Source organism: Castellaniella sp. (assembly GCF_004321985.1).
GTDB lineage: Bacteria > Pseudomonadota > Gammaproteobacteria > Burkholderiales > Burkholderiaceae_B > Castellaniella.
Genome location: NZ_SCQN01000044.1, coordinates 23,481 through 47,453 on the forward strand (window position 1 = coordinate 23,481; position 23,973 = coordinate 47,453).

Consider the following 23,973-nt stretch of genomic DNA (forward strand, 5'->3'; position numbering starts at 1 on the left):
TCATTGCGTGGCCGCCCGGGTGGCGCGAGCACCGAAACGGGCACTCGCGGCTCCCAGGACGAAGGTCAGCAGCAGGGTGGGCAGGGCACTGCCGTATTGGGGTGCCCATTGAGCCAGCACCTGATAGCATGCGATTCCCAGTACCCAAATGAGGGCCGGTGCCGTGTGGATCGCTCGAGGCGCGTTGGGCTGTTGGTTCGGGTGTGTGCCCAGGCGCCCCAGGATCACCCCAAAGAGCGGTACGAAGACCGAGCTCAGCGTCAGCAGGAACGGCTCCAGACTATGCATCGGCAGGACCATCGCGAAGGCGATGGAGGCAGCAGCCAGAATGGTGCTCCAGGTCCGTACACTGATCGACGGCAGCAGGCTCTGGGTGCAGACGGACCCGGAATACAGGTCGCCATAGGTGTTGTCCAGCTCGTCGATCAAGATCAGGCCCAGCGCGAGCAGCCCGCCTTGTGCCAGCAATAGGGCGCTGACCATGTCCACGTTTGGTCCGGTCACGGTGATGACCAGCACCCCCAGCGCGTAACACCAGATGTTGGCGATGGTGTAGCCCAGCCATGTGCCGCCCAGTGCGCCTCGTGCGCTCTTGCCGTGGCGCGCGTAGTCGGCGACCAGCGGGAGCCACGAGACCGGCATTGCGATCACCAGATCCAGCGCCTGGAAGGTGTTCATGCTTCCGTCGCCGGCGCGTTGCCAAAGGGCGTGAAGTCCCTGTGTGTCGAGCTTCAGCGCGAATTGTGCCGACAGCCACAGCAGGGACAGGATGACGAGCGGCAGCCCGGCGCGGCTGACGATGCGCCGCACCAGCGTTACCATGGATCCGCGCAGCAGAGCCATGACGATCAGGCCCCACAGCAGGGTGGGCAGGACCAGCCCGGGGTCCATGCCGAACGCCTGGCGGCCAATGGCGCGCGTGCCGTCGCGCATCACGACCAGCTCGAAGGTGGCCCAGCCTAGCAGCTGAATCACGTTGAGCAAGACTGGGAGGCGGGCAAACCGGTGGCCGTAGACCACGTGGATCAAGCCTGCACTGGACAGGCCGTTCTCGCAGCCGATGCGGGCGACCCACGCAAGCAGACCAGCCCCCACGACGGAACCGGCGATGACCGCCGACAAGGCGTCTCGGGTGCCCAGCGCGGGCACCAGATAGGCACCCACCTGAATCACTAGCAGCCCTACTCCCAGGCTGAACCAGAGGGATGTGTGGTCTCGCCAGCTGAAGACGCGTTCTGCGGCCGGGATGGTGTCGGACGAAGGAGATGAAACGGAGGAACTCATGATGCGCCTGTCAAAAAGCGAGGAGGCAGGCGCGCGGCAACGCAAAGCGCCACCGTAGCGAGCTGCTTTCCTGCGCGAGGATGATCTCAATCAGGTTCGAAGGGACTGTCTCAGCCGCGTGAGCGGCACCCCTAGCGATGCTCGTGTGGTGAATCTTCGGTGATTTTAGGAGTGTCGGGCTTGTGCAGCAAGCATGCTGGGTGATCGCGCCGTGCGGCCGATAGTGCGGTCGGATGCATGGGGCCGGCTTTGCCAAGTGGCCAGCCGACACCGGTCACAAGGCTGGCCAGGTCCGGAGCCGGTCCAGCAGGTCGTGTTGCAGGTCGGCGCAGAAACCCGGCCGTCGGGAGTTGGGCAACCAGCGGTCCAGCGAGTCCACGCTTTCGAGCTGGTAGCGGCGGCCTGACCCCAGGGCCGTCTCCAGTTGGTTGGCCCGGGCCGTTGCGAGGGCGGTGTCACATTGTGCGAGGATCATTGCGTGCACGATCCCGATCTGCTGCGTGGAGGCCCGGCCCGGGATGTGGCGCCATAGTTGCGCGGTCCCCGCGACTTTCCGCGCCGGGGAACCGACGGCCAAGTTGTAGCGGCCGTCGCAGAACGAACCCTCCACGGCCTGCGCGCGTGCTTCGATTCCGAAATCGAACAGACTGGCCTGGAGCAGGGCGCACAGGTGCCGGTAGAACGCGTCGGCGTGGTCCAGCGGACGGCCCGTGAAGCGCTGTGCGAGGCTGATATTCAGAATCCCCGGGCCCTGCGGAACCACGCCTCCGCCCGATTGCCGTATGTGGACGGGCCAGCCCTGATCGGCCAGTTCTGCCCGGACGTCGCCGAATCCGGGGTGTGCCGCATAGGTCCGCGGCACGACCAGCCCTTGAGGGGCCTGCCAGATGCAGCCGACGGCCCCGTCGACCCCTAGAGCCAGCAGAGCTTCGTCGGCCAGTGGGCCTCGCGCGGCGTCGGCGGGCGGCGCCACGATGCGGTAGAAGAGGGGCCCCGCAGTGTTCATCGCGGGATCAGGACAGCTGTGTGGTGGTGAAGGTTTCTTCATCCATGAACAGATAGCGGATTGCGTCAATCAGGCCGATGACGGCCGCCAGCGGCAGGAAGACCCAGGCGATCACCAGCAGTACGACACCCCAGCCGACCTGGCCCAGGTAGAAGCGGTGTACCCCGAGCCAACCCAGGAACAGGGCCAGCAGGATCGCGATTCTGCGCTGGGTGGCCGGGTGGCCAAGTTCGCCGCGGCGCGAACGCAGCACCCAGAGGCTGGCCGGGACAGTGAGCACGATGGCGATCAGGACCTTGCTCGTGTGTGCGTGCAGGTAGTCCGCCAGCAGGGTGAACAGGTCGCCGAAATTGCGGATCAGCACGCCGGTGATGGCGGAAACCCAGGCGAAAATGTCGTGGAATACCGCTTCCCCGAACGTCAGGGCCAGCAGGATGGCGACGAAGATGGCAACAATCAGGATCAGGTTTTTCAGCATGGTGTCCTGTGGCAGACGGCGGTGACAGGTTTCATTTTATAGGGAACTATGCTGGCGTTACCGGGTGCAGGCCTGGCGCACGGCGTGATCCCACGCAGCCAGCCGCTGGGCGGCTTCGTCGCGCGGCATGAGCGGGTCGAATTGGCGTTCCACACGCCAGAGCGATTCCAGTTCGCCGGTGTCGGCGTAGACGCCCGCCTGAAGGCCGGCTAGAAAGGCAGCCCCCAGGGCGGTAGTCTCCACTATGGTGGGGCGCAGGATGGGAATACCCAGTAGGTCCGCCTGGAACTGCATGAGCAGGTCGTTCACGCAAGCGCCTCCGTCCACGCGCAATGCCTCCAGCGGTGTGGTGCCCGTTGCCTGAGCGTCCCGGCTCATGGCCAGCAGAAGGGCCGCGCTCTGGTAGGCAATGCTCTCCAGCGCGGCCCGCGCGATGTGCGCCATGGTGCTGCCGCGAGTCAGTCCGGTGATGGTGCCTCGCGCCTGGGCGTCCCACCAGGGGGCTCCCAGTCCCGTAAAGGCAGGAACAAGCATCACGCCGCCCGCGTCAGGCACGCTGCGGGCCAGCGCCTCCACGTCGCTGCTGTGCACGAAGGCGCGCAGACCGTCGCGCAACCACTGGACGACTGCGCCGCCCACGAACACGCTGCCTTCCAGAGCGAAGGCCGGGTGGTGGTCGATTTGTGCGGCGCTGGTGGTCACCAGGCCGTTGGCCGATGTCTGGAAATGGTCGCCGATGTGCATCAGCATGAAGCAGCCCGTTCCGTAAGTGTTCTTGGCCATCCCAGGATGGAAGCACGCCTGGCCGAACAGCGCGCTCTGCTGATCTCCTGCCACGCCGCAGATTGGGATCTCACGGCCGACCAAGTCATGGTGGGTGTGGCCGAAGTCGGCGGAGGAGGGGAGGATGGCGGGCATCATGACAGCCGGGATTTGCAGCCGGTCCAGCAGCTCCGCATCCCAGGTGTTGCGGTGAATGTCCATGAGCATGGTGCGTGACGCGTTGCTGACATCAGTCAGGTGGCACCGGCCTCCCGTCAGCTGCCAGATGAGCCAGCAGTCCACTGTTCCGAACAGGAGCTCGCCGGCTTCGGCGCGTGCCCGGGCGCCAGGTATGTGATCCAGTATCCATTTGAGCTTCGTGGCGGAAAAGTAGGCGTCGATGCGCAGCCCCGTCCTGGCCTGGATCATGGGTTCCAGCCCTTGTTCGCGCAAAGCCGCGCAGGTGGGTTCGGCACGGCGGTCCTGCCAAACGATGGCGGGGTGGATGGGCTGCCCGGTGCGGCGGTCCCAAACGATTGTGGTTTCACGCTGGTTGGTGATGCCGATTGCAGCAACCTCCGGTGCGGAGATCCGCGCCTTCACCAGTGCCTCCCGCATCGTGTCCTGCTGGGTGCGCCAGATCTCCATTGGATCGTGCTCGACCCAGCCGGGCTGCGGGTAGTGCTGAGTGAATTCTCGTTGCGCCAGCCCCACGATGCGGCCTTGTCGGTCGAAGACGATGCTGCGGCTGCTGGATGTTCCCTGGTCCAGGGCAAGCAGGTAGCTCATGGCCACTCCTTTGATCAGCGTAAGCGAATAGAATGCCGGAAAAGTGCCTGGAGCGGGCATGAAAAGATTGCTGCGAAATGAACTCGACCACTTTGCCTCCTCTGACCACCGATCGCGCACGGTTGCTTTCTGATCTACGCGCCCGGCGTGAAGTGGATGTGATCGTGATCGGCGGCGGCGCCAGCGGTCTGGGCGTTGCGCTGGATGCGCGCTTGCGCGGCCTGTCGGTTCTTCTGCTCGAATCGCACGACTTTGCCGGCGGGACTTCTTCGCGCGCCACCAAGCTGGTGCACGGCGGTGTCCGCTACCTGGCCCAGGGCAACATCGGTCTGGTACGAGAGGCGCTGCACGAGCGCCAGGCACTGCTGAGAAATGCGCCTCACCTGGCGCAGCCGCTGGCGTTCGTGATGCCGGCCTACCGGTTCTGGGAGGTTCCGTTCTATGGCACGGGCCTAAAGGCCTATGATGCCCTGGCGGGTTCGGCCAGTCTGGGCAGCACTCGTTGGCTGGGGCCGGCGGGCGCCAAATGCCATCTCCCGGGTCTGAACACGCGCGGGCTGTTCGGCGGCGTGCGCTATTGGGATGGCCAGTTCGACGATGCGCGCCTGGCGCTTGCGCTCGCGCGTACGGCAGCGGCGCAGGGCGCCCTTTTGCTCAATTATTGTCCGGTGACCGAGGTCATGCACGAAGCAGGCCGCGTCCGGGGTGTGCGCTGGCGCGATGCGCTGAACCCGGTCTCGGAGGGCGGCGAAGTTCGCGCACGTTGTGTCGTCAACGCGGCAGGGGTTTGGGTGGACCAAGTGCGTCAGATGGATGACGCGGCCGCAGGCCGTGTCACGGTTCCTATGGTTGCGCCCAGCCAGGGTGTCCACCTGGTGGTGAACCGGTCCTTTCTGCCGTCCCGAGAGGCGCTGCTCGTCCCGCGCACACGCGATGGCAGGGTTCTGTTCGCGGTCCCGTGGCTGGGGCATGTCATTCTGGGCACGACGGACACGCCGCGCCACGCGGTGGCCCGTGAGCCGCAGGCGCTGCCTGAAGAAGTCGCCTTCATCCTGGGTGAGGCCGCGCATGTTCTGGAACGCGCGCCTCAGGCTGAGGACGTCCTGAGCATCTGGGTGGGTCTGCGCCCGCTGGTGCGGCCGTCCGATGATGGAGACGAGAGCACGAAGTCCATCAGTCGCGAACATACGGTTCGCGTCAGCCCCGCCGGGCTGGTGACGGTCACAGGTGGCAAGTGGACGACTTATCGTGCGATGGCCGAGGATGTTCTGCAACGCTGCCAGCAGGCTGGCCTGCTCGATGATCTTCCGGCTTCGCGTACCGCGCATTTTCAGTTGGTTGGAGCGCCCGGGCCAGGCACAGCTGCCACCCCCATGACAGCGCCTCCCGGCCTGCATACCTATGGCAGCGAGGCGGACCGGGTGCGCGAACTGCCAGGCGCCGATTGGGAACTGGCGCTTGGGCTGACGGCGGCGATGGTGCGTTTCGCTGTCCGGCACGAGTACGCGCGTACGGTGGAGGACATACTGGCGCGGCGGCATCGCATGTTGTTCCTGAATGCGGCGCTGGCTGCTCAGCAGGCCCCAGCTGTTGCAGGAATCCTACAGCAGGAGATTGCTACCGACGGCGGGCTGGCTGATTTTCTGACCCTGGCCAGGCACTACCGTACGGTCCCCGGCACAATTGCCCCCTAGACGAGACTTCATTTGTTACCTACGTGTGTCAGAGGTTATCCCAACCTATGTTACATGAAGTTTCAACAATCTCTATGCTTATGTCTCAAGTAACAGTAGAGAACAGGAAACAAGGCGATATACTTCCCCTGTCCATACTAAATACGCATAAAAATCTGTACTTGATGTCTGGATCTAATATTGTTGCGATTTCAAATGTGACAAATGCATTCAAGGCGCTTGTCTGGAAGTTGCGCTTTGCAACGTAATCCATTGTCTCTAACCGAGTACGAGTTCGCACTAGAGGAACGTCATGTTCAACCTTGATTCTGCGCTGTTGGATGATATCCGCGAGGTCAATCTTTCTTATCTGATGCTCGCACAGCGGCTGTTACGCGAGAGTCTTCCGGCGGGCATGTTCAGGCTGGGTTTCAGCGCGGATGTGGCGGACATCGTCCTGAACCTTTCGCCGGCTCAGATCGTCAAGCTTGCCGGCTCCAATTCGGTGCTCTGCGCCTTCCGGCTGAACGATGCCCAGTTGCTCGCGTCGCTGACGCACGAAGTCCTGGGTGGCGTGTTGCAGCAGGCGCACTCCACCATCCTCATGGCCCGGCACGAACCCATCAGCGCCTGAGCGTCATGGCCTCCAAGAGTGTTGCACGCGAGGCCGACGACATTCTGTTGGCCACCGATATGATACGGCTCGGCGCCCGCCTGCAGGTGCTGCAGGCGGAAACCTTGCTCAGCTACGATCGCTTGGCGCGCCTGTACCGTGAGATCAAGGGCGCTTCGCCACCGAAGGGCATGCTGCCGTTTTCGGTCGACTGGTTCATGACTTGGCTGCCCAACATTCACTCCAGCTTGTTCTACAACATCTACCGCTATGTGGATGCCGTCACGCCTGCCAAGAAATCCCAGGCGCTGGTAGAGGCCTATCGCCTCTACATGGAGCAGTCCTCGGTCGGGCTGCCGGCTGGCGAAGTGGCCGATGAGCCCGTGCTCAGCTTCACGCGCGCGTGGATGCTGGTGCGATTCTTTGACAGTGGTCTGGTGCAGCTCTCCCGCTGCCAGCAGTGTGGCGGGCAGTTCGTCGCTCACGCTCACGACCTCGAATCCAGCTTCGTCTGCGCCATCTGCAAACCGCCGCCGCGGGCGGGCAAGACGCGGGCCCGGCGCAAGCCCACCGGCCGGGTGCGCGCGTGATCGGTCCAGAGGACGGATTTGGGGACAAAAAGCCCCGTTGAACCGTGCTTTTGAATGAGCCGAAACGGGCGATGATGAGCGACATTCGGATAATTGGGGCGGGCGCGTGTTTATCATTCTGGGGTATCTGGTTGTCGCCGCTTCGGTGATCATCAGTTTCACGGCGGTCGGGGGGCATCTGGGCGCCCTGTATCAGCCTTTTGAATTCCTGCTGATCGGTGGTGCGGCAGCTGGTGCCTATGTTGGCGGCAGCAACGGCGCTTCCATCCGGCTCCTGTTCCAGGCTTTTCCGAAGGCGATCAAGCCCAGCCCCTATGGCAAACCGCTGTACATGGAGCTGCTGGCACTCATGTACACGCTGCTGAACAAGTCGCGCCGGGACGGACTGATGTCGATCGAGTCCGACATCGAGGATCCGGGCGCAAGCGCCATCTTCGGCCAGTTTCCCCAGGTCCAGAAAGACGCCAAGCTCATGGAGTTCCTGACCGACTACCTGCGCATCATGATCAGCGGCAACATGAACTCCTTCGAGATCGAGACCTTGATGGATCAGGAAATCGAGGCGCTGCACAATGAGCACAACACACCGATCAATGCCGTGCGTGCCGTGGCAGACGGTCTGCCCGCCTTCGGGATCGTGGCAGCGGTGCTGGGGGTGGTCAAAGCGTTGGCGGCCGTGGACCAGCCGCCCGCCGTGCTGGCCCATCTGATTTCCGAGGCCATGGTCGGGACCTTCCTGGGCATCCTGTTGTCCTATGGTTTCGTGTCGCCCTTTGCCTCCGCAGTGGAGCGCCAGTCCGTGGCTGCCATCAAGGTCCTGGAATGCATCAAAGTCACGCTGCTGGCCAGCATGAATGGTTATCCGCCGCCACTGGCGGTGGAGTTTGGCCGCAAGGTCCTGTTCTCGTCGGTGCGTCCGTCGTTCTCCGAGCTCGAGGAGCACGTGCGCCAGACCAAGAACGCGGCCAAGGCCTAGGGGGCTGCAGCCATGGCCAAGCAAGAACACGGCCGGGTCGTCGTCCGACGCAAGCGCGCCTATGGTGAAGCGCACCATGGGGGGAGCTGGAAGATCGCATACGCGGACTTCATGACCGCGATGATGACCTTCTTCCTGGTCATGTGGCTGCTCCTGCTGGTGCCCAAGAAGAATCTGGAGGGCATTGCCCAGTATTTCCGCATGCCGCTGGCGACCGCCATCACCGGGGGCCCCAAGCTCGATAACAGCAAGTCGCAGGTTCCAGGCGGTGATCCCAGTGTGGTTCCCAATCCTTATCCGACACCGGCCCCCAGCAACCAGGATGCCGATCCTGCCGATCAGCAGGATCTGGAGAATCTGGAGGATCTGAAGTCCCAGCTCGAGAATCTGATCGAGCATAATCCGGTGCTACGGCAGTTCCGGCCACAGTTGCTGCTGGACATGACGCCCGATGGCCTGCGCATCCAGATCCTCGACCAGCAGAGCCGTCCTATGTTTGCGACTGGCAGCGCGGTCGTTCAGTCCTATATGCGGGATATCCTGCGCGAGCTCGCGCCACCCATCAATCAGCTGCCCAACTCCATCACGATTTCGGGGCATACCGACGCCACGCGCTACGCCTTGGGGGACCGCAGTTACAGCAATTGGGAACTGTCCGCGGACCGGGCGAACGCGGCCAGGAGAGAGCTGGTGATCGGTGGGCTCATCGAGCACAAGGTCAAGCGCATCCTGGGGCTGGGCGACACGGTCGACCTGATCAAGGACGATCCGCTGGCTGCGGTCAACCGGCGGATCAGCATTCTGGTGCTGAATCGCCAGGCCGAGCGCCGCATTGATCAGCAGAATGCTGCGGGCGAGACCGTCGATATCCGCAAGCGGCTGGAAGAGCTTGGCAATCCTTCTCCGGATCAGCCGCCCGCGCCGCCGCCGGTTCCGGGCAAGACTGCAGGGGCTTCTCCTGCTGGATCAGCCGGCCCATCGGCTCAATGAGGTGAGGACTGATATGAGTGCAGGCGTGGATCTGAGCGAGTTTTTCGACACGTTCTTCGATGAGGCCGATGAACTGCTCACCAACATGGAGCAGCAGCTTCTCGATCTGGATCTGGAGCACCCCGATCCGGATCATCTGAATGCCATTTTCCGGGCCGCTCACTCCATCAAGGGCGGCGCAGGAACGTTTGGCTGCTTCGAAGAGCTGGCAAAGACGACCCACTTGCTGGAGAACTTGCTGGATTTGATCCGGCACGGGGAACGGGCGTTGCGCCGGGACATGATCGACTTATTTCTGGAAACCAAGGACGTGCTGACCGATCAGGTTGCAGCCTATCGTGGCTCTGAAAAACCGGACCAGGAAGCCTACGAACGAATCTGTGCGCAGCTTCGTCAACTGGCTGAGGAGCACCAGGATGATCCTCGGGCTGTTACCCCGACTGTCGCCGCTGGTGCTCCTGCGTCGGGCGCACCGGTAGCGTCGGCCTCCGCGCCTGCCGCCGCCCCTGCAGCTGCCTTGGCCGTGCCGGCGGCGGATGCGCCGGTCTGCCTGCGAGTTGCACGGATCGAAGACAAGGATGTCGAGCCGCTTTGCAATGAAATGGCCTTGATGGGCGAGATCCTGCACCGTGAGCATCGCGATGGCAATCTGGCATTGTGGCTGAAGACTACGACGGGGCCAGCGGATCTGGAGGCCGTCTGCTGCTTCATCGTCAACGCCGATCAGGTGAAGGTGACCCACGAGCCGCTGCCGGATGAACCGGCCGTCACATCACCGGCTGCGCCTGCGGCGGTGGGGGGCCGTGAAACCGGACATCCCAAGCCAGCCGTACACAAGGAAAGCGGCACCATCCGCGTCGGCGTGGAGAAGGTCGATCAGATCATCAACCTGGTGGGCGAACTCGTCATCACCCAGGCGATGCTGGTGCAGACTTCACAATCGTTGGATCCGGTGCTGCATGATCGCTTGCTGAACGGCATTGAACAGCTGGAGCGCAATGCGCGCGACCTGCAGGAATGCGTGATGTCGATCCGCATGATGCCCATGGACTATGTATTCAGCCGCTTCCCGCGTGTCGTGCGTGAGAATGCGTCGCGGTTGGGCAAACGCATCCGTTTGGTCACCAAGGGTCAGGCGACCGAGCTCGACAAGAGTCTCATCGAACGCATCATCGATCCGCTCACGCATCTGGTCCGGAACAGCCTGGATCATGGCATCGAGACCCCTGAGGTGCGGGCTGCGGCCGGGAAGGACCCAGAGGGTACCCTGACCCTGTCGGCCCAGCACAATGGCGGGCAGATCATCATCGAGGTGGACGATGACGGTGCCGGCCTGAATCGTGAAAAGATCCTGAAGAAGGCCCGGCAGACTGGCTTTGCCGTATCAGAGACGACGCCGGACGAGGAACTCTGGCAGCTTATCTTTGCTCCGGGGTTCTCGACGGCCGACAAAATTACCGACATTTCCGGACGTGGTGTCGGCATGGACGTCGTGCGCCGCAACATTCAGAGCATGGGTGGTCATATCCAGTTGTCGTCGCGCAAAGGCGAGGGCACCACTATCCGCATCGTGCTGCCGCTCACCCTGGCGATTCTGGATGGCATGTCTGTGAAGGTCGGAGAAGAGACTTTCATCCTGCCGTTGAGCCATGTCACGGAATCGATGCAGCCCAGTGAGGACCAGATCCACCGGATTTCGGAATCAGAACGAATGCTGCATGTGCGGGGGGAATACCTGCCGATCGTGGCCTTGCACGAGGTCTTTGGAGTCCGGGGTGCGGAGGCTGATCTGACGCGGGCGATTGCGGTCATTCTCCAGGCTGAAGATGTGCGGTTTGCCCTGATCGTCGATCATCTGATCGGCCAGCATCAGGTGGTCGTGAAGAACCTGGAGACCAATTATCGCAAGGTTCCCGGGATCTCGGCGGCGACCATTCTGGGCGACGGAAGCGTCGCACTGATCGTGGACGTATTCGCGTTGCGCCGGACGACCACGCAGCGGATCGTCGCGGCCGCCTGAAGTCTTGAATTCTCGTTTTTCGGAGCTTCCATGAACAATACCGCTACCAAGCAGGACCAGGCCGAAACCCAGGGCCGCGAGTTCCTGATCTTCACGCTGGCCAGTCAGGAGTATGGAATCGACATCCTGAAGGTACAGGAGATTCGTGGCTATGACAGCCAGTCGGTCACCCGGATCGCCAATGTGCCGTCGTTCATCAAGGGTGTCACCAATTTGCGCGGGGTGATCGTGCCCATCGTCGATTTGCGCATGAAGTTCAACATGGAAAATGTGGAGTACACATCGCAGACGGTGGTGGTGATCCTGAATGTGCACTCGCGCGTGATGGGCGTGGTGGTGGATGGCGTGTCCGACGTGCTGATCCTGCAGTCTTCCCAGATCAGCGCTCCGCCCCAGTTCGGCTCTGCGTTTTCCACCGAGCACCTGACCGGAATCGGGACGGTGGGTGATCGCATGCTGATTCTGGTGGACATCGAAAGGTTGATGACCAGTGACGAAATGGCATTGGTCGAGAGTGCGTCGGTCTGATGTTCCGCAAGATTTCGGGCGGGTGTTGTCGGGGCGTGGTGTCACATTGGTCCCGTCCCGTGCCCGTGCGCCGCTTCTGAGTTTGCAGCAAGGCCTGGTTCGCCACGATGCTTCAAGAGTCTCCCATTGCTTCATATTTCGCGCAGCCAGCTCTACCCAGGGTGGAGCCTGCCGATCTGGCGCGCGCCGTGCAGGTGCTTCATCGGCGCACGGGGATCGTTCTGGGTGACCACAAGCGCGACATGGCGGCGCGGACGCTGGGGATGCGTACGCATCATGCAGGGCAGCCGTCGGTGCATGCCTATCTGGATTTCCTGGACCAGAACCCGCAGGCCGATGAATGGGATCGGTTCGTGAGCGCCTTTACGATTAACCATACCGCGTTCTTTCGCGAGCAGCATCACTTCCGGATCCTGAAGGATTTCGTGCAGCGTCGCGCCAAGCCCATCGCGATCTGGTGCTGTGCCTCTTCGACGGGAGAGGAGCCCTACACGCTGGCCATGACGCTGCACGACGCCTGTGGACAGTCGGGCACGGATGTTTCGGTACTGGCTACCGATATCGATGCCCAGGTGATCATTCAGGCCCGCAAGGGGGTCTATACGCTGGATCGTATCAAGCCCGTGCCGCTTGAATTCCTGCGCCGGTATTTTCTGCGGGGAACGGGGCGGCAGGCCGGCATGGCGCGCGTCAAGCCGGTGATCCGCGATCTGGTGACGTTTCAGGAGTTGAATCTGGTATCACCGAGCTGGCCGCTGAGTCAGAAGTTTGATGCGATCTTTTGCCGAAATACCATGATTTATTTCGACAAGGCAACCCAGACCAAAATACTGGAGCGTTTCGTGCCCTTGCTGAAACCAGGGGGGTTGCTGTTTGCCGGCCATTCCGAAAATTTTACCTATTTGACCCAGTCCCTGCGTTTGCAGGGACAGACCGTTTACTCCGTAACCTGAGACGGGGGGCACCAGGAAAATGGAAGCCATCAAGAAAATTCGCGTACTGTGCGTCGACGACTCCGCCCTGGTGCGCAGCCTGATGACCGAGATCATCAGTCAGGAACCGGATCTGGAGGTTGTGGCAACTGCACCCGATCCACTCATTGCGCGCGAGCTTATCAAGCAGCACAACCCGGACGTCCTGACGCTGGATGTGGAAATGCCGCGCATGGACGGGCTGGACTTCCTGGAGCGCCTCATGCGGTTGCGTCCGATGCCGGTGGTGATGGTTTCGTCGCTCACTGAACGCAACTCGGACATCACGCTGCGGGCGCTCGAACTGGGAGCAGTGGATTTCGTCACCAAGCCGAAACTCGGCTTGCGCGATGGATTGACGGAGTATGGCGGAATGATCGCCGACAAGATCCGCGCAGCGGCGCACGCGCGGCTGCGCCCGTATGCGACGCATGGCTCAGGCGCGAATCCGCGGCCCCGGCTGCTGGGCAATTTCTCCACTACGGAAAAGCTCATCATGATCGGTTCGTCCACTGGTGGGACCGAGGCCATCCGGCATGTGCTGGAGCCGTTACCGGCCAATAGCCCCGCGATCCTGATCACACAGCACATGCCGGCGGGATTCACTCGCTCGTTCGTGCAGCGCCTGGATGCCTTGTGTGCCGTGCAGGTGCATGAAGCCGAGGACGGACAGCGCGTTCTGCCCGGCCACGTCTATCTGGCGCCGGGCGGCATCGCACACATGAAACTCGAGCGTTCGGGCGCGAATTATGTGGTCCGACTCGAATATAGTGAGCCCGTCAATCGGCACCGGCCGTCAGTGGATGTGTTGTTCCATTCCGCCGCCCGGGTGGCGGGCAAGAACGCCATCGGTGCCATTCTGACCGGCATGGGCAAGGATGGCGCCCAGGGCCTGCTCGCCATGCGGCAGGCGGGGGCACGCACCTTTGCCCAGAATGAGGAGAGTTGTGTCGTCTTCGGCATGCCTCGCGAGGCGATGCTGATTGGTGCGGCCGAGGAGGCCGTGGCGCTGGACGATCTCAGCGAGAGGCTATTGCAGAGTGCGGGTGCCTACGGGCATCGTGTGTGAACATCGGGGCCCGGCCGCGGCCGGTACCCAGTACCTCAATTCAAGGGAGAGAGATCCGTGGTACAGAAAACGATGAAGATCCTGATCGTCGATGATTTTCCGACCATGCGTCGGATCATCAAGAATCTGTTGAAGGACCTGGGCTATGAAAACGTGGACGAGGCCGAAGACGGAGTGATGGGGCTGGATAAGTTGCGCAATGGCAGCTTCGACTTTGTGGTGTCGGACTGGAACATGCCGAACATGGACGGCTTGACCATGCTGCAGAGCATCCGTGCCGATCCGAATCTGTCAGCGCTGCCCGTCCTGATGGTGACGGCCGAGGCCAAGAAGGAGAACATCATCGCAGCTGCTCAGGCTGGCGCCAGCGGTTATGTGGTCAAGCCCTTCACGGCGGCGACGCTCGAGGAAAAACTCAACAAGATTTTCGAGAAGCTCTGAGCGGAGGCGCAGCATGACGACCAATATATCTTCCGGCTCCCCGAACGGTCTTGAACCTTCGGTGGACCTGATCCACCGCATCGCCCATCTCACCCGCACCTTGCGTGAGAGCATGCGCGAACTCGGATTGGACCAGGCCATCAAGGATGCCGCCCACGCGATTCCGGACGCCCGTGATCGCCTGCACTATGTGGCGCAGATGACCGAGCAGGCGGCCAACCGGGTGCTCAATGCCGCCGAACAGATGCAGCCGTGGCAGGAGTCCATGCAGACTCAAGCGCAGAGCCTGGACGCGCGCTGGCAGCAGTGGTTCGACCATCCTGTGGCGCTGGACCAGGCGCGCGGTCTGGTGGATGACACCCGTGCCTTGCTCAAGGACATCCCCGAAAAGGCCCGCGCATCGCAGAATAATCTGATGGACATCATCATGGCCCAGGATTTCCAGGATCTGACTGGCCAGGTCATCATGAAGATGCTGGGCGTGATCGGCACGATCGAGACGGAACTCGTCCAGGTGCTCATCGACAACGCGCCCGCCGACAAGCGCGATGAGACTCGCGGTCTGCTCAATGGCCCCGTCGTCAGCGCCGAAGGCAGGAACGACGTGGTGACCAACCAGGATCAGGTGGACGATCTCCTGGCCAACCTAGGGTTCTGATTCCGAATGGCCGAAGAAAGCGATCTCGAAAAAACCGAACCGGCATCGCCCCGGCGCCTGGAGAAGGCACGCGATGAAGGCCAGGTTGCGCGCTCGCGCGAGCTCGGGACTTTCCTTGCCCTGATCAGCGGAATCGGAGCGCTTTGGTTCGGCGGTGGGCTGATGTACCGCACTCTCGAGGGGGTGCTGCGCAGCGGCCTCTGGTTCGATCCCAGGGTCACGCGGGAGACCGACGTGATGCTGTCGGTGGCGGGTCATTCAGCGTGGGAGGCCTTGCTCCTCGTGCTCCCGATCTTCGGACTGCTGCTGGTGGTGGGGGTTTTCTCGTCCGTGGTGCTGGGTGGATTCCTGCTGTCGGCGAAGGCGCTGGAGCCCAAGTTCGATCGGCTCGATCCGTTGAAGGGTTTCAAGCGTCTGTTCGCCATGCAGACGCTGATCGAGCTCGTGAAGACCGTCGCCAAGGCGGTACTGATCGGGTATGTGGGGGTCCGGGTGATATGGGCCTACAAGGACGACATGCTGGCCCTGTCGCACATGGCGCCCACAGAGGCCCTGACGCACGGCCTGAGCCTGGCAGCCCTGTGCTGCTTGCTGATTGCGGCCTCGCTTGTCATCATCGTCCTCATCGATGTGCCGTGGCAGCTCTGGAACCACGCCAAGCAGCTGCGCATGTCCCGGGAAGACGTACGCCAGGAGCACAAGGAAGACGAAGGAGATCCGCATGTGAAAGGCCGCATCCGTCAGCAGCAGCGGGCCATGGCCAGGAAGCGCATGATGAGCGCCGTCCCGAAAGCCGATGTGGTGGTGACCAACCCTACGCACTTTGCCGTGGCATTGCGCTACCGCGAAGGGCAGGGGAGTGCGCCGGTCGTGGTCGCCAAGGGCGCCGGCCTGATTGCGGCCCAGATCCGTCAGATCGCGGAAGAACACCATGTGGCTTCACTGGAGGCCCCGCCGCTGGCGCGCGCGCTGTATCGCCATGTGGGGCTGGAACAGGAGATTCCGGCGGCCCTGTATGCGGCGGTGGCCGAGGTACTGGCGTGGGTGTACCAGCTGCGCAGCTGGAATCAGGGCTCGGGTAAACTCCCGCAACGGCCGCAGTCGCTGCCCGTGCCGCCCGAACTCGATCCGCAGTACCGACCTGAGTCGGTCCTCATGTCCGCCTCATGAACAGCTTCCTGGATTTCCTGAAGAACCAAGGCTTTGCGCACGCCCGGCTGATGGCGGGTCCGGTGTTGATCCTCATGGTGCTGGCCATGATGATTCTGCCATTGCCACCGTTCATCCTGGATCTGCTGTTCACCTTCAATATCTCCCTGTCGGTGATGATCCTGCTGGTGGCGATGTTCACCCGCAAACCGCTGGACTTTGCCGCCTTTCCGTCGGTGCTTCTGTTCGCGACCCTGCTGCGGCTATCCCTGAATGTCGCCTCCACACGGGTGGTACTGCTCAACGGCCACAAGGGGCCGGCGGCGGCCGGTCATGTGATCGAAGCTTTCGGGCACTTCCTGGTGGGTGGAAACTTCGCTGTCGGGATCGTGGTGTTCATCATCCTGGTCATCATCAACTTCATCGTGATCACCAAGGGCGCCGGCCGGATTGCCGAAGTCGGTGCGCGCTTCACCCTGGATGCCATGCCGGGCAAGCAGATGGCGATCGATGCGGACCTGAATGCCGGTCTGATCGGCGAGGAAGAGGCCCGCAAGCGCCGGTCGGAAGTCGGCCAGGAGGCCGAGTTCTATGGCGCCATGGATGGGGCCAGCAAGTTTGTGCGCGGTGACGCGGTCGCTGGCCTGCTCATCATGGTGATCAACATCCTGGGCGGTCTCATCGTGGGTGTGGCACAGCACGGGATGTCGGTGTCCGATGCCGGCAGTGTCTACACGCTGCTCACGATCGGTGACGGTTTGGTGGCGCAGATTCCGGCGCTGGTGATTTCCACGGCGGCCGGCGTTGTGGTCTCGCGTGTCGCGACCGATCAGGACGTTGGCCAGCAGATGATGGGGCAGCTTTTTGCCAACCCCAACGTCATGTTCATCACGTCCGGAATCCTGACGCTCATGGGCCTGATTCCCAACATGCCCCATGTGGCGTTCCTGTTGTTGGCCGCCATTCTGGGCGGCAGCGGCTGGTTGCTGCGCCAGCGCCAGGAGGAGGGTCGACTGGCGGCGGCAAAAGACCCAGGTCAGGAGGAGGCAGCTGCCGTGGCCGCCGCCGCAGAGGCGAGCTGGGACGATGTCTCGACCATCGATCCGCTTGGGCTGGAGGTCGGGTACCGTCTGATTTCGTTGGTCGATCACCAGCAGAATGGCGAGCTGCTTCACCGCATTCGCAGCTTGCGCAAGAAGTTCGCGCAGGAAATGGGTTTCTTGCCGCCCGTCGTGCACATTCGCGACAACCTGGAGATCAAGCCCACCGATTACCGGATTTTGCTGTTCGGGGTGGAGGTGGGCCGTGGCGTGGCGCAGACAGGGCAGTGGCTTGCCATCAACCCCGGGGGTGTGACGGGTACGCTCCAGGGGACGCCGACCAAGGACCCGGCTTTCGGCCTGCCGGCTGTGTGGATCGAGCCCGCCTTGCGTGAACAGGCGCAGATCGCGGGCTACACCGTGGTCGACGCGGCAACGGTGGTGGCCACGCATCTGAACCACCTGATGCACCGCTATGGCGCACGGCTGCTGGGTCGCCAGGAAACCCAGCAATTGCTTGATCATGTGGGGCGCGATGTCCCCAAACTGGTCGAGGACTTGGTGCCCAAGACGCTCAGCCTGCCGCAACTGCAGAATCTGCTACGCAGCCTGCTGGACGAAGACGTTCCGATTCGCGACATGCGCAGCATTTTGGAGACTGTGACCGAACATGCGCCGCGCCTGGCGGGACTGAACCCTGCCGGGACCGGACCGAATCTGGACGAATTGCTCGCTCAGGTCCGGGTGGCCCTGGGGCGTGCCATCGTGCAGCACTGGTTCGAAGGCGAAAGCGAGCTTCGTGTCGTCGGCCTCGATGCGCGCCTGGAGCGTGTCCTGATGCAGGCGCTGGGCAGCAGCGGGGCGCTGGAGCCGGGCCTGGCCGAGAACCTGCTCAACGATGCACAGCGGGTAGTTCAGGGCCAGGAAGATCGGGGGGACGCTCCGGTGCTGGTAGTGCCGCCGGTGCTGCGGGCCTCGCTGTCGCGGTTCCTGCGCCATCACCTGCCGCATATGGCGGTGCTCTCCAGCGCCGAGATTCCTGAGGAGCGTATGATTCGGGTCACTGCGATCATTGGCGGGAGCCCAGCTTGAACATCAGCCGCTTCTTCGGTGCCACCAATCGCGAAGCGATGCGCCAGGTGCGGCTGGCGCTGGGGCCCGACGCGCTCATCGTTTCCAATAAGCGGGTCAATGGCGGCGTTGAGATCCTCGCGACGGACCAGACAGCTCTGCCGGAGCTGCCTCGTGCGGTGGCGTCTCGTGCCCCGGTGCTGGCTGAGCCCTCTCGCCCACTGTTCCGTGCGTCCACCTCTCAGCCAGCCCGCGTCGCGGCCTCTTCGCTCAGTCCGGCCTCGCCGGAGACGGGTTCGCCTGGACCCGCACCATCAGGCTCCGCATCGTCAGCTCCGGTATCGTCGGGTTCCGTATCATCAGATCCAATGTCGTCGGGTCAGCTGTCGGCAGGCACGGACGCGCCGCGCCCGATTCCGGCGGGCAATATCCAGCTCCTGGGAGCTATCGACGACCTGAAGGGGTCGCTGGAATCTCGAATAGACGAGTTGCTGTGGGGCAATCAGCTGCGCCGGTCACCTCAGGCTATCACGCTGTTCCAGACGTTGCTGCGCTTTGGCTTCAGCACGGCGCTGCTGCGGGCGATGCTCAAGCGCATGCCGGAACAGGCAACCTCCCGGGCCGCCTTTCAATGGGCGCGTAACGAACTGGGCAAGCACCTGCCGGTGCTGGATGCGGAGGACACCCTTTGGCAACCGGGACTTGCGTTGGCGCTGGTGGGCCCCACCGGAGTCGGCAAGACGACGACCATCGCCAAGCTGGCAGCCCGATGCGTGCGCCGCGCGGGCCCCGGCGGCCTGGTACTGCTCACGACCGATACCTACCGTATCGGCGCCCATGAACAGCTGAGAATCTATGGCCAGATGCTGCATGTCCCGGTCTATGTGGTCCAGGACGTGCACGAGTTCCGTCGAGCCCTGGAGTCGGTGCGGCCGGATCAGACGGTGCTCGTCGACAACGTCGGAATCAGCCAGCGTGACCGCTACATTGCCGATCAGGCGGCGTTGCTGGCCGGCGCCGGCCGTCGGGTCGAGCGTCTCCTGGCGCTGAATGCTTCCAGCCAGGGCGATACGCTGGACGAGGTCGCCCGATCTTACGCGAACGATGGCGGTACGCCGTTGCGCGGCTGCATTGTCACCAAGATCGACGAGGCGTCCTGCCTGGGTACCGTGCTGGATACGGCAATCCGGTATCAGCTCCCCATCCATTACGTCTCCAACGGCCAGAAGGTCCCGGAGAATCTTCTGTTCCTGTCCGCCATGGAACTGGTGGACCGGGCGCTTGCCCCAGTCCAGGGCAACCGGACGTTGTACGCACCCACGGAAGCGGATTTGGTGGCGCTGCTGTCCATGACGCAGCCGCCCGAGAGCCCCGAGACGGCTGCGGAACGCCGCCGTCAGGAAATCCTGCTGCCTCAGTTGCTGACGCAGTCGACACACGGCGATTCGCTGGGAGTGGACGAGCTGCGTGATGCCGTCGCCCGGCTCGACGACGATCCAGTGTTATCGGAAGCCTGTGATCTCTGGCGCGGCCGTTCGACTGGCGAGTTGCTGCCCGCTGCGGAAGCGGTGACACATCTGCGGTATCAGGCTCAGGGCGCGCTGGGCGGCAGCGAGTCCGGCATCGTGGTGCACGATCACCAGGCGCTACTCTGGCCCGGGCGGCGGGGTGTCTGGTTCGGTGCGGCCTGGTTTGGTAGCGAACGGCCGCTTGCGGCCGCGATGCAGCAGGTGGGCCTGGCCGATGGCTGGTATGCGCCGAGTGGAGCGTACCTGAAGTCGCCTTCGGCGATCGATGCCTGGGTGGCTCAAATCGACGCCGAGTCTTCGAATGTCGCGCCCCCGCCTTGCCATGTGCTGGATGCGGGCACTCAAGCGTTACTGCGGCGGTTGGAAGGCGCTGATCGGCACTGGCTGTCGGCGTGCGGGGCTTCGTTCCGTGTCCATGAATCTGGAGAGGCCTGCGTGGCGTCGGCTGCCGCCCGGCGCCTGTCGCACCGACCGCTGGACCCGCAGGCCTTCAGTGGGATGAGGGCCCCGGCCGGTTTCGAGCCCGGGTCTGTCGTTTGGTGGGTGGCTTGTGGGCCTGTAGAGTTGCGGGCTCGGGGCGAAGACCCTTTGCCGGTGCAGCTTTTCAGCTTGCGTGCGGTAGACCTTCGGGATGGCCGTGTGCTGCGGACCTGGTTGGCTGTCGGTTCCACGGCCTTGGGGGTGGACTCCCCGCGAGCCGCGCGTGCCCTGATTCTGCGGCAGGAACATCACGCCATGGGGCGCCTGTCGGCTGGACTGCTGGCCGAGGATGCCGGGCGTGAGCCGCTGGTGGATCGGGCGCTTTATTTCGCCCAGCTTGGCCTGGCGGCCTGGCACCTGCAGCAGAATCCGGATCTGGTTCCGGCCGCCCGCGTCGCGGCCCGCATGATGGGTCTGGAGAGCCCAGGTCCCCGGCACGCTCAGGCAGCGTTGCTGAAGCTGTTCACACTGAAAGAACTGTTGACCCGCTGAAATCCCGGTCAGGGAGTGGGGCGGCGGGCGAGGCGGCCGCGCGCGTCGTACAGGTCTTCACCCATGAGTGTGCGCAAGGTATCCAGGGCGCGCTGGTTGTGTTCGATGAAGGTTTGGAGGATCTGACCGTTTTCCTGGTTCAGTGACTGAGCCTGCCCGGCCCGTTGCCACAGTGACGCGAATGCCGGCTGCAGATCCGGGTGCGCCTTGCAGGCGGCTTCTATGCTGTCGCGTGTGTCGGAGAACCCCATGTCGGAAAGTTCCTGTGCGCGCACCAGATCCAGATCGGCCAGGCGGCGTGCGTAATCGTTCTTGCGCGAGGTCAGCGTCCCCAGGGCTTCGTCGGACGGTGTCTCGAGCAGGAGCTGGCCTTCTGCCCGCAGAGTCTGGATGAAGTCATCCAGCAGTGCGGATTGTTCGTCCACACACCGCAGCAGGGCATCGACATGGGTCATGGGCTATTTCAGGAGATCCCGCACGCTGGCCAGCAGGCCGTCGGCGATACGGCTGGGGTCAATGCGCAGATCCCCCGAGGCGAGCGCGTCGCGGATCTGTTGGACGCGGGTGGTCTGGACGTCGGCAGCGCTGTCCTGCAGCGCCGCGAGGTGGCGGGCAGCCGGACTGAGATCCACATCCGAACGGCTCGTGGTGGCAGCGCCGGTGTTGGCATGCGAAGGGGATTCGCCGCGTGTAGTTCCCGACACCCCGTTCAACAAGGGATTGGACGACGTGGAATTGATTTTCAAGGTTCGTCTCCGGATTCGGTCAAAGCGCGGAATCGGTCGGGTTCATCGGGTGCAGTCCCTGTAACGGTGGCCGCCCGGGATTCTTTAGCCTTTGGTAAATCATTCTTTGGCCTTTGACGCATCGATCTTTCAACCCGTTCTACATCATAACCTGAACCGTGTGTCCGTCGATCACCGTGCCCGTGACGATCTGGCCGCTGGGTGTGCGCACCTGGATCTGAGTCCCGGGGCCGCCGGAGTCCATCGCCCGCCCCTCACTGGTGGCGACGAAACCCGCGCCCCGGGCGACCGTACGGACCTGCTGGCCGCGCTGGATGGCGTTCGGGTCACGCAGGGCGGAAGATTCGATTGCGCCGCCCGCGCGGATATTGCGTGTGGCAATCCAGCCGACCACACGGCTGGGGTCGCTGACCAACCGCCGGTTGCGTAGCAGGTCGCCCTCTCGGGTTTCCAGATCGTCTTGGTTCACGGCTTCGCCCCGCTGGATCGTGTGGCTGGCCACAAAGTAGGGCCCCATGATCTGTACGCTGGCCTGCAGATAGGTTGTCCAGGGGTGGGGTGCCAGACAGCGGATGCCCACGGAAGTGCGTGGCTGCAGACCGCCGTTGCCGGCCAGAAAGGCTTCCAGTTGATTGCAGACCGGCTGGTTGAACTGGGGGGGCGGAGTGACGCTGATTACGGCCCGTCCCGGATAGGAGGCCGCACGGTCCTTGACCATGGCCTGTGCTCGGGCGACCAGCGCCGCCGGATCCTGACGGGCAGCGGCCGGTGTCTGGGCCAGCGATAGCGCCGGCGAAAGGGCGAGCAAAAGCGCGGCCAGGAGGCAGGGTACAGGCATGGCCTCATTGTACGAGAAGGCGCTGGTGGCCGGCATCGGCCGAATAGGCCTTCAAACCCCGCATTGTTTGAGTCTTTGTGGTGGTACCCGGGGCCGTACGATGATGGCGTGCGATAGGGCCGTCGATGGTCGAGGATCATCGGGTGCGCGGCCGAAGCGCGGGTCTGTTTTACGGATAGTCATGATCGACGGTATCGGCAAGGACTTCGAGTTCTACCAGAAAGCCCTGACATTGCGTCAGCAGCGGCAGGAAGTTCTGGCCACCAACATCGCCAATGCGGATACGCCTAACTACAAGGCCCGCGACATCGATTTCAGTGCAACGCTCCGCCAGGCCATGGGCCAGGGTGGCGGCCTGCCGCGTCTGCCGGATACGTCGCTGACGCTGACCTCGCCGCGCCACATCCCCGCGAAGGCCCACACGGCGGCTCCCGGACAGGAATTGTATCGGGTGCCCCTGCAGCCCAGTCTGGACGGCAACACTGTGGACATGAACGTCGAACGCGTGCAGTTCGCCGACAACACGACACGGTACCAGACCGACATCCAGGTTCTGAATCAACGTATCAAGTCTATGCTTTCTGCTCTGCAGTAATAACGGTATCCAGGATTCCTCATGTCGACGTTCAGCATTTTCCAGATCGCCGGATCGGCGCTGGCGGCACAGTCCCAGCGGATGAACGTGTCGGCGAGCAATGTCGCCAATGCCGACAGCGCAGTCGGCCCCGGCGGCCAGCCGTACCGTGCCCGCCAGGTCGTTTTTCAGATGACGCCGTCGGCGCAATCCGAGGCCGTGGGCGGCGTGAAGGTCGCGTCTGTGGTCGAGAGCAACGCGCCCCCGCGCCTCCAGTACGAGCCTGGCAACCCACTGGCCGACAGCCGTGGGTACGTCACCTTGCCCAATGTGGACGTGGTGGCCGAAACCGTCAACATGATCTCCGCCTCACGTTCCTACCAGGCCAACGTCGAGGTCATCAACACGGCCAAATCGCTCATGGCCAAAACGCTGACGCTGGGTCAGTAAGGAGCTACATCGTGTCCACTGTTTCTGATGTCTCCGGTTCGGGCGCCAGCGCCGCAGCTGCTTCGCTGGCCAATGCGCAGACCAATAGTCTGGTGTCCGGTACGCAGGACCGGTTCCTCACCTTGCTGGTCACGCAGCTGCAGAACCAGGATCCGCTCAACCCCATGGACAATGCGCAGGTCACGTCGCAGATTGCGCAACTCTCCACGGTCAACGGGATTCAACAGCTGAACAGCACGCTGCTGGCGCTTTCCGGCCAGATGGACATGTCCCAATCGTTGCAGGCGGCCAGCCTGATCGGCAAGGACATCCTGTATCCGGGCGCCAAGCTCTCCGTGGGCGGCAGCCCCGACGCGACTATCGTCACGCCTTTCGGCTACGACCTGATGTCCCCGGCGGCAAAGACCGTGATGACAGTGCGTGACGCCTCCGGAGCCACCGTGTACACGCAGGATCTGGGTCCGCAAGACTCGGGTGTCTACCGTCTGGCCTGGGACGGCAGGACTACTGGCGGCACGCAGGCTCCGGATGGTGCCTATACGGTGAGCTTCGGCGCCACCGATGCCAACGAACAGCCGGTGTCGGTCCAGGCGCTGACCTCCGGGCATGTCTCCAGCGTGGCCTATGCCACCGACGGCTTGAAACTGAATCTCGCCATGGGCGACAAGATTTCCCTGCTGGACATCCGGCAGATCATGTAACCCCCCGTGGGCGGCGCCGATCCGGCTCCGCTTCCCGCATTCACGACTTACGCAC

24 protein-coding genes and 1 riboswitch are annotated in these 23,973 nt (G+C 63.1%); of the genes, 17 read left to right on the top strand and 7 right to left on the bottom strand.

The features are described from left to right. The 4 genes from EPN31_RS09905 to glpK form a co-directional block, all read right to left on the bottom strand. On the bottom strand, positions 1–1,284 hold the full coding sequence (locus tag EPN31_RS09905) for a cytosine permease (RefSeq protein ID WP_291772683.1): 1,284 nt from the start codon (positions 1,282–1,284) through the stop codon (positions 1–3). Positions 1,285–1,334: 50 nt separating this feature from the next. Beyond that, a riboswitch (TPP riboswitch) is annotated at positions 1,335–1,427 on the bottom strand. A gap of 131 nt (positions 1,428–1,558) precedes the next feature. Next, positions 1,559–2,290: a lipoate--protein ligase family protein gene (locus EPN31_RS09910; RefSeq protein ID WP_291772685.1), complete on the bottom strand. Its 732-nt coding sequence runs from the start codon at positions 2,288–2,290 to the stop codon at positions 1,559–1,561. A 7-nt stretch (positions 2,291–2,297) separates the two neighbouring features. Further along, positions 2,298–2,768: a TM2 domain-containing protein gene (locus tag EPN31_RS09915; RefSeq protein WP_291772687.1), complete on the bottom strand. Its 471-nt coding sequence runs from the start codon at positions 2,766–2,768 to the stop codon at positions 2,298–2,300. 57 nt (positions 2,769–2,825) lie between these two features. Next, entirely contained in the window at positions 2,826–4,319 is a 1,494-nt protein-coding gene (glpK, locus tag EPN31_RS09920) for a glycerol kinase GlpK (RefSeq protein WP_291772688.1), read from the bottom strand. 77 nt (positions 4,320–4,396) lie between these two features. Here glpK and EPN31_RS09925 point away from each other — a divergent pair, with 77 nt between their 5' ends. From EPN31_RS09925 to flhF, 14 genes are all read left to right on the top strand, one after another. After that, on the top strand, positions 4,397–6,013 hold the full coding sequence (locus EPN31_RS09925; protein WP_291772690.1) for a glycerol-3-phosphate dehydrogenase/oxidase: 1,617 nt from the start codon (positions 4,397–4,399) through the stop codon (positions 6,011–6,013). Positions 6,014–6,305: 292 nt separating this feature from the next. Further along, positions 6,306–6,626, top strand: coding sequence for a flagellar transcriptional regulator FlhD (flhD, locus tag EPN31_RS09930; protein ID WP_291772692.1), 321 nt, complete (start codon positions 6,306–6,308; stop codon positions 6,624–6,626). A gap of 5 nt (positions 6,627–6,631) precedes the next feature. Then, entirely contained in the window at positions 6,632–7,195 is a 564-nt protein-coding gene (flhC, locus tag EPN31_RS09935) for a flagellar transcriptional regulator FlhC (RefSeq protein WP_291772694.1), read from the top strand. Positions 7,196–7,301: 106 nt separating this feature from the next. After that, entirely contained in the window at positions 7,302–8,171 is an 870-nt protein-coding gene (motA, locus tag EPN31_RS09940; RefSeq protein ID WP_291772696.1) for a flagellar motor stator protein MotA, read from the top strand. Positions 8,172–8,183: 12 nt separating this feature from the next. Continuing rightward, positions 8,184–9,161, top strand: coding sequence for a flagellar motor protein MotB (gene motB, locus EPN31_RS09945; RefSeq protein ID WP_291772698.1), 978 nt, complete (start codon positions 8,184–8,186; stop codon positions 9,159–9,161). 13 nt (positions 9,162–9,174) lie between these two features. Further along, on the top strand, positions 9,175–11,181 hold the full coding sequence (cheA, locus tag EPN31_RS09950; protein WP_291772700.1) for a chemotaxis protein CheA: 2,007 nt from the start codon (positions 9,175–9,177) through the stop codon (positions 11,179–11,181). A 30-nt stretch (positions 11,182–11,211) separates the two neighbouring features. Beyond that, positions 11,212–11,709, top strand: coding sequence for a chemotaxis protein CheW (locus EPN31_RS09955; protein ID WP_291772703.1), 498 nt, complete (start codon positions 11,212–11,214; stop codon positions 11,707–11,709). Between the two features lie 107 nt (positions 11,710–11,816). Next, complete coding sequence (locus EPN31_RS09960; RefSeq protein ID WP_291772705.1) at positions 11,817–12,662, top strand: CheR family methyltransferase; 846 nt, start codon at positions 11,817–11,819, stop codon at positions 12,660–12,662. 28 nt (positions 12,663–12,690) lie between these two features. Beyond that, a complete protein-coding gene (locus tag EPN31_RS09965) occupies positions 12,691–13,749 on the top strand; it encodes a chemotaxis response regulator protein-glutamate methylesterase (RefSeq protein ID WP_291773008.1) in 1,059 nt (352 codons plus the stop codon). 57 nt (positions 13,750–13,806) lie between these two features. Beyond that, positions 13,807–14,190, top strand: a complete 384-nt coding sequence (gene cheY / locus EPN31_RS09970) for a chemotaxis response regulator CheY (protein ID WP_291772707.1) — start codon at positions 13,807–13,809, stop codon at positions 14,188–14,190. A 13-nt stretch (positions 14,191–14,203) separates the two neighbouring features. Next, complete coding sequence (gene cheZ, locus EPN31_RS09975) at positions 14,204–14,848, top strand: protein phosphatase CheZ (protein ID WP_291772709.1); 645 nt, start codon at positions 14,204–14,206, stop codon at positions 14,846–14,848. A 6-nt stretch (positions 14,849–14,854) separates the two neighbouring features. Next, positions 14,855–16,018 (top strand): flagellar biosynthesis protein FlhB, encoded by a 1,164-nt coding sequence (gene flhB / locus EPN31_RS09980; protein ID WP_291772711.1) that lies wholly within the window; start codon positions 14,855–14,857, stop codon positions 16,016–16,018. Then, positions 16,015–18,129 (top strand): flagellar biosynthesis protein FlhA, encoded by a 2,115-nt coding sequence (gene flhA, locus EPN31_RS09985; RefSeq protein WP_291772713.1) that lies wholly within the window; start codon positions 16,015–16,017, stop codon positions 18,127–18,129. Before flhB ends, flhA begins: the two co-directional genes overlap by 4 nt. After that, positions 18,126–20,609 (top strand): flagellar biosynthesis protein FlhF, encoded by a 2,484-nt coding sequence (gene flhF / locus EPN31_RS09990; protein ID WP_291772715.1) that lies wholly within the window; start codon positions 18,126–18,128, stop codon positions 20,607–20,609. Before flhA ends, flhF begins: the two co-directional genes overlap by 4 nt. A gap of 8 nt (positions 20,610–20,617) precedes the next feature. On the opposite strand, the gene EPN31_RS09995 is transcribed toward flhF, so the two are convergent. The 3 genes from EPN31_RS09995 to flgA all read right to left on the bottom strand — a co-directional run bounded on the left by EPN31_RS09995 (position 20,618) and on the right by flgA (position 22,193). After that, positions 20,618–21,064, bottom strand: a complete 447-nt coding sequence (locus EPN31_RS09995) for a flagella synthesis protein FlgN (RefSeq protein ID WP_291772717.1) — start codon at positions 21,062–21,064, stop codon at positions 20,618–20,620. 3 nt (positions 21,065–21,067) lie between these two features. Beyond that, entirely contained in the window at positions 21,068–21,355 is a 288-nt protein-coding gene (gene flgM, locus EPN31_RS10000) for a flagellar biosynthesis anti-sigma factor FlgM (RefSeq protein ID WP_291772719.1), read from the bottom strand. A gap of 139 nt (positions 21,356–21,494) precedes the next feature. Further along, entirely contained in the window at positions 21,495–22,193 is a 699-nt protein-coding gene (gene flgA, locus EPN31_RS10005) for a flagellar basal body P-ring formation chaperone FlgA (RefSeq protein WP_291772721.1), read from the bottom strand. Between the two features lie 181 nt (positions 22,194–22,374). On the opposite strand from flgA, the gene flgB reads away from it, so the two are divergent. From flgB to EPN31_RS10020, 3 genes are read left to right on the top strand one after another with little or no spacing between them, the layout of a single operon-like run. Then, entirely contained in the window at positions 22,375–22,788 is a 414-nt protein-coding gene (gene flgB, locus EPN31_RS10010; protein ID WP_291772723.1) for a flagellar basal body rod protein FlgB, read from the top strand. A gap of 21 nt (positions 22,789–22,809) precedes the next feature. Next, positions 22,810–23,217 carry a flagellar basal body rod protein FlgC gene (gene flgC, locus EPN31_RS10015; protein ID WP_291772725.1) on the top strand — a complete coding sequence of 136 codons (408 nt, stop codon included), beginning with the start codon at positions 22,810–22,812 and terminating at the stop codon, positions 23,215–23,217. Between the two features lie 11 nt (positions 23,218–23,228). Next, positions 23,229–23,918 (top strand): flagellar hook capping FlgD N-terminal domain-containing protein, encoded by a 690-nt coding sequence (locus EPN31_RS10020; protein ID WP_291772727.1) that lies wholly within the window; start codon positions 23,229–23,231, stop codon positions 23,916–23,918. Positions 23,919–23,973 lie beyond the last annotated feature (55 nt).

Excerpts from the sequence above, each read along its gene's own strand:
- EPN31_RS09925 (WP_291772690.1), top strand. The coding sequence starts at position 4,397 with ATGAACTCGACCACTTTGCCTCCTCTGACCACCGATCGCGCACGGTTG.
- flhB (WP_291772711.1), top strand. The coding sequence starts at position 14,855 with ATGGCCGAAGAAAGCGATCTCGAAAAAACCGAACCGGCATCGCCCCGG.
- cheA (WP_291772700.1), top strand. The coding sequence starts at position 9,175 with ATGAGTGCAGGCGTGGATCTGAGCGAGTTTTTCGACACGTTCTTCGAT.
- flgC (WP_291772725.1), top strand. The coding sequence starts at position 22,810 with ATGTCGACGTTCAGCATTTTCCAGATCGCCGGATCGGCGCTGGCGGCA.
- motB (WP_291772698.1), top strand. The coding sequence starts at position 8,184 with ATGGCCAAGCAAGAACACGGCCGGGTCGTCGTCCGACGCAAGCGCGCC.
- flhD (WP_291772692.1), top strand. The coding sequence starts at position 6,306 with ATGTTCAACCTTGATTCTGCGCTGTTGGATGATATCCGCGAGGTCAAT.
- cheZ (WP_291772709.1), top strand. The coding sequence starts at position 14,204 with ATGACGACCAATATATCTTCCGGCTCCCCGAACGGTCTTGAACCTTCG.
- EPN31_RS09955 (WP_291772703.1), top strand. The coding sequence starts at position 11,212 with ATGAACAATACCGCTACCAAGCAGGACCAGGCCGAAACCCAGGGCCGC.
- glpK (WP_291772688.1), bottom strand. The coding sequence starts at position 4,319 with ATGAGCTACCTGCTTGCCCTGGACCAGGGAACATCCAGCAGCCGCAGC.
- EPN31_RS09905 (WP_291772683.1), bottom strand. The coding sequence starts at position 1,284 with ATGAGTTCCTCCGTTTCATCTCCTTCGTCCGACACCATCCCGGCCGCA.
- EPN31_RS09995 (WP_291772717.1), bottom strand. The coding sequence starts at position 21,064 with ATGACCCATGTCGATGCCCTGCTGCGGTGTGTGGACGAACAATCCGCA.
- flgB (WP_291772723.1), top strand. The coding sequence starts at position 22,375 with ATGATCGACGGTATCGGCAAGGACTTCGAGTTCTACCAGAAAGCCCTG.
- flhA (WP_291772713.1), top strand. The coding sequence starts at position 16,015 with ATGAACAGCTTCCTGGATTTCCTGAAGAACCAAGGCTTTGCGCACGCC.
- EPN31_RS09960 (WP_291772705.1), top strand. The coding sequence starts at position 11,817 with ATGCTTCAAGAGTCTCCCATTGCTTCATATTTCGCGCAGCCAGCTCTA.
- flgA (WP_291772721.1), bottom strand. The coding sequence starts at position 22,193 with ATGCCTGTACCCTGCCTCCTGGCCGCGCTTTTGCTCGCCCTTTCGCCG.
- EPN31_RS09910 (WP_291772685.1), bottom strand. The coding sequence starts at position 2,290 with ATGAACACTGCGGGGCCCCTCTTCTACCGCATCGTGGCGCCGCCCGCC.
- EPN31_RS09915 (WP_291772687.1), bottom strand. The coding sequence starts at position 2,768 with ATGCTGAAAAACCTGATCCTGATTGTTGCCATCTTCGTCGCCATCCTG.
- flhC (WP_291772694.1), top strand. The coding sequence starts at position 6,632 with ATGGCCTCCAAGAGTGTTGCACGCGAGGCCGACGACATTCTGTTGGCC.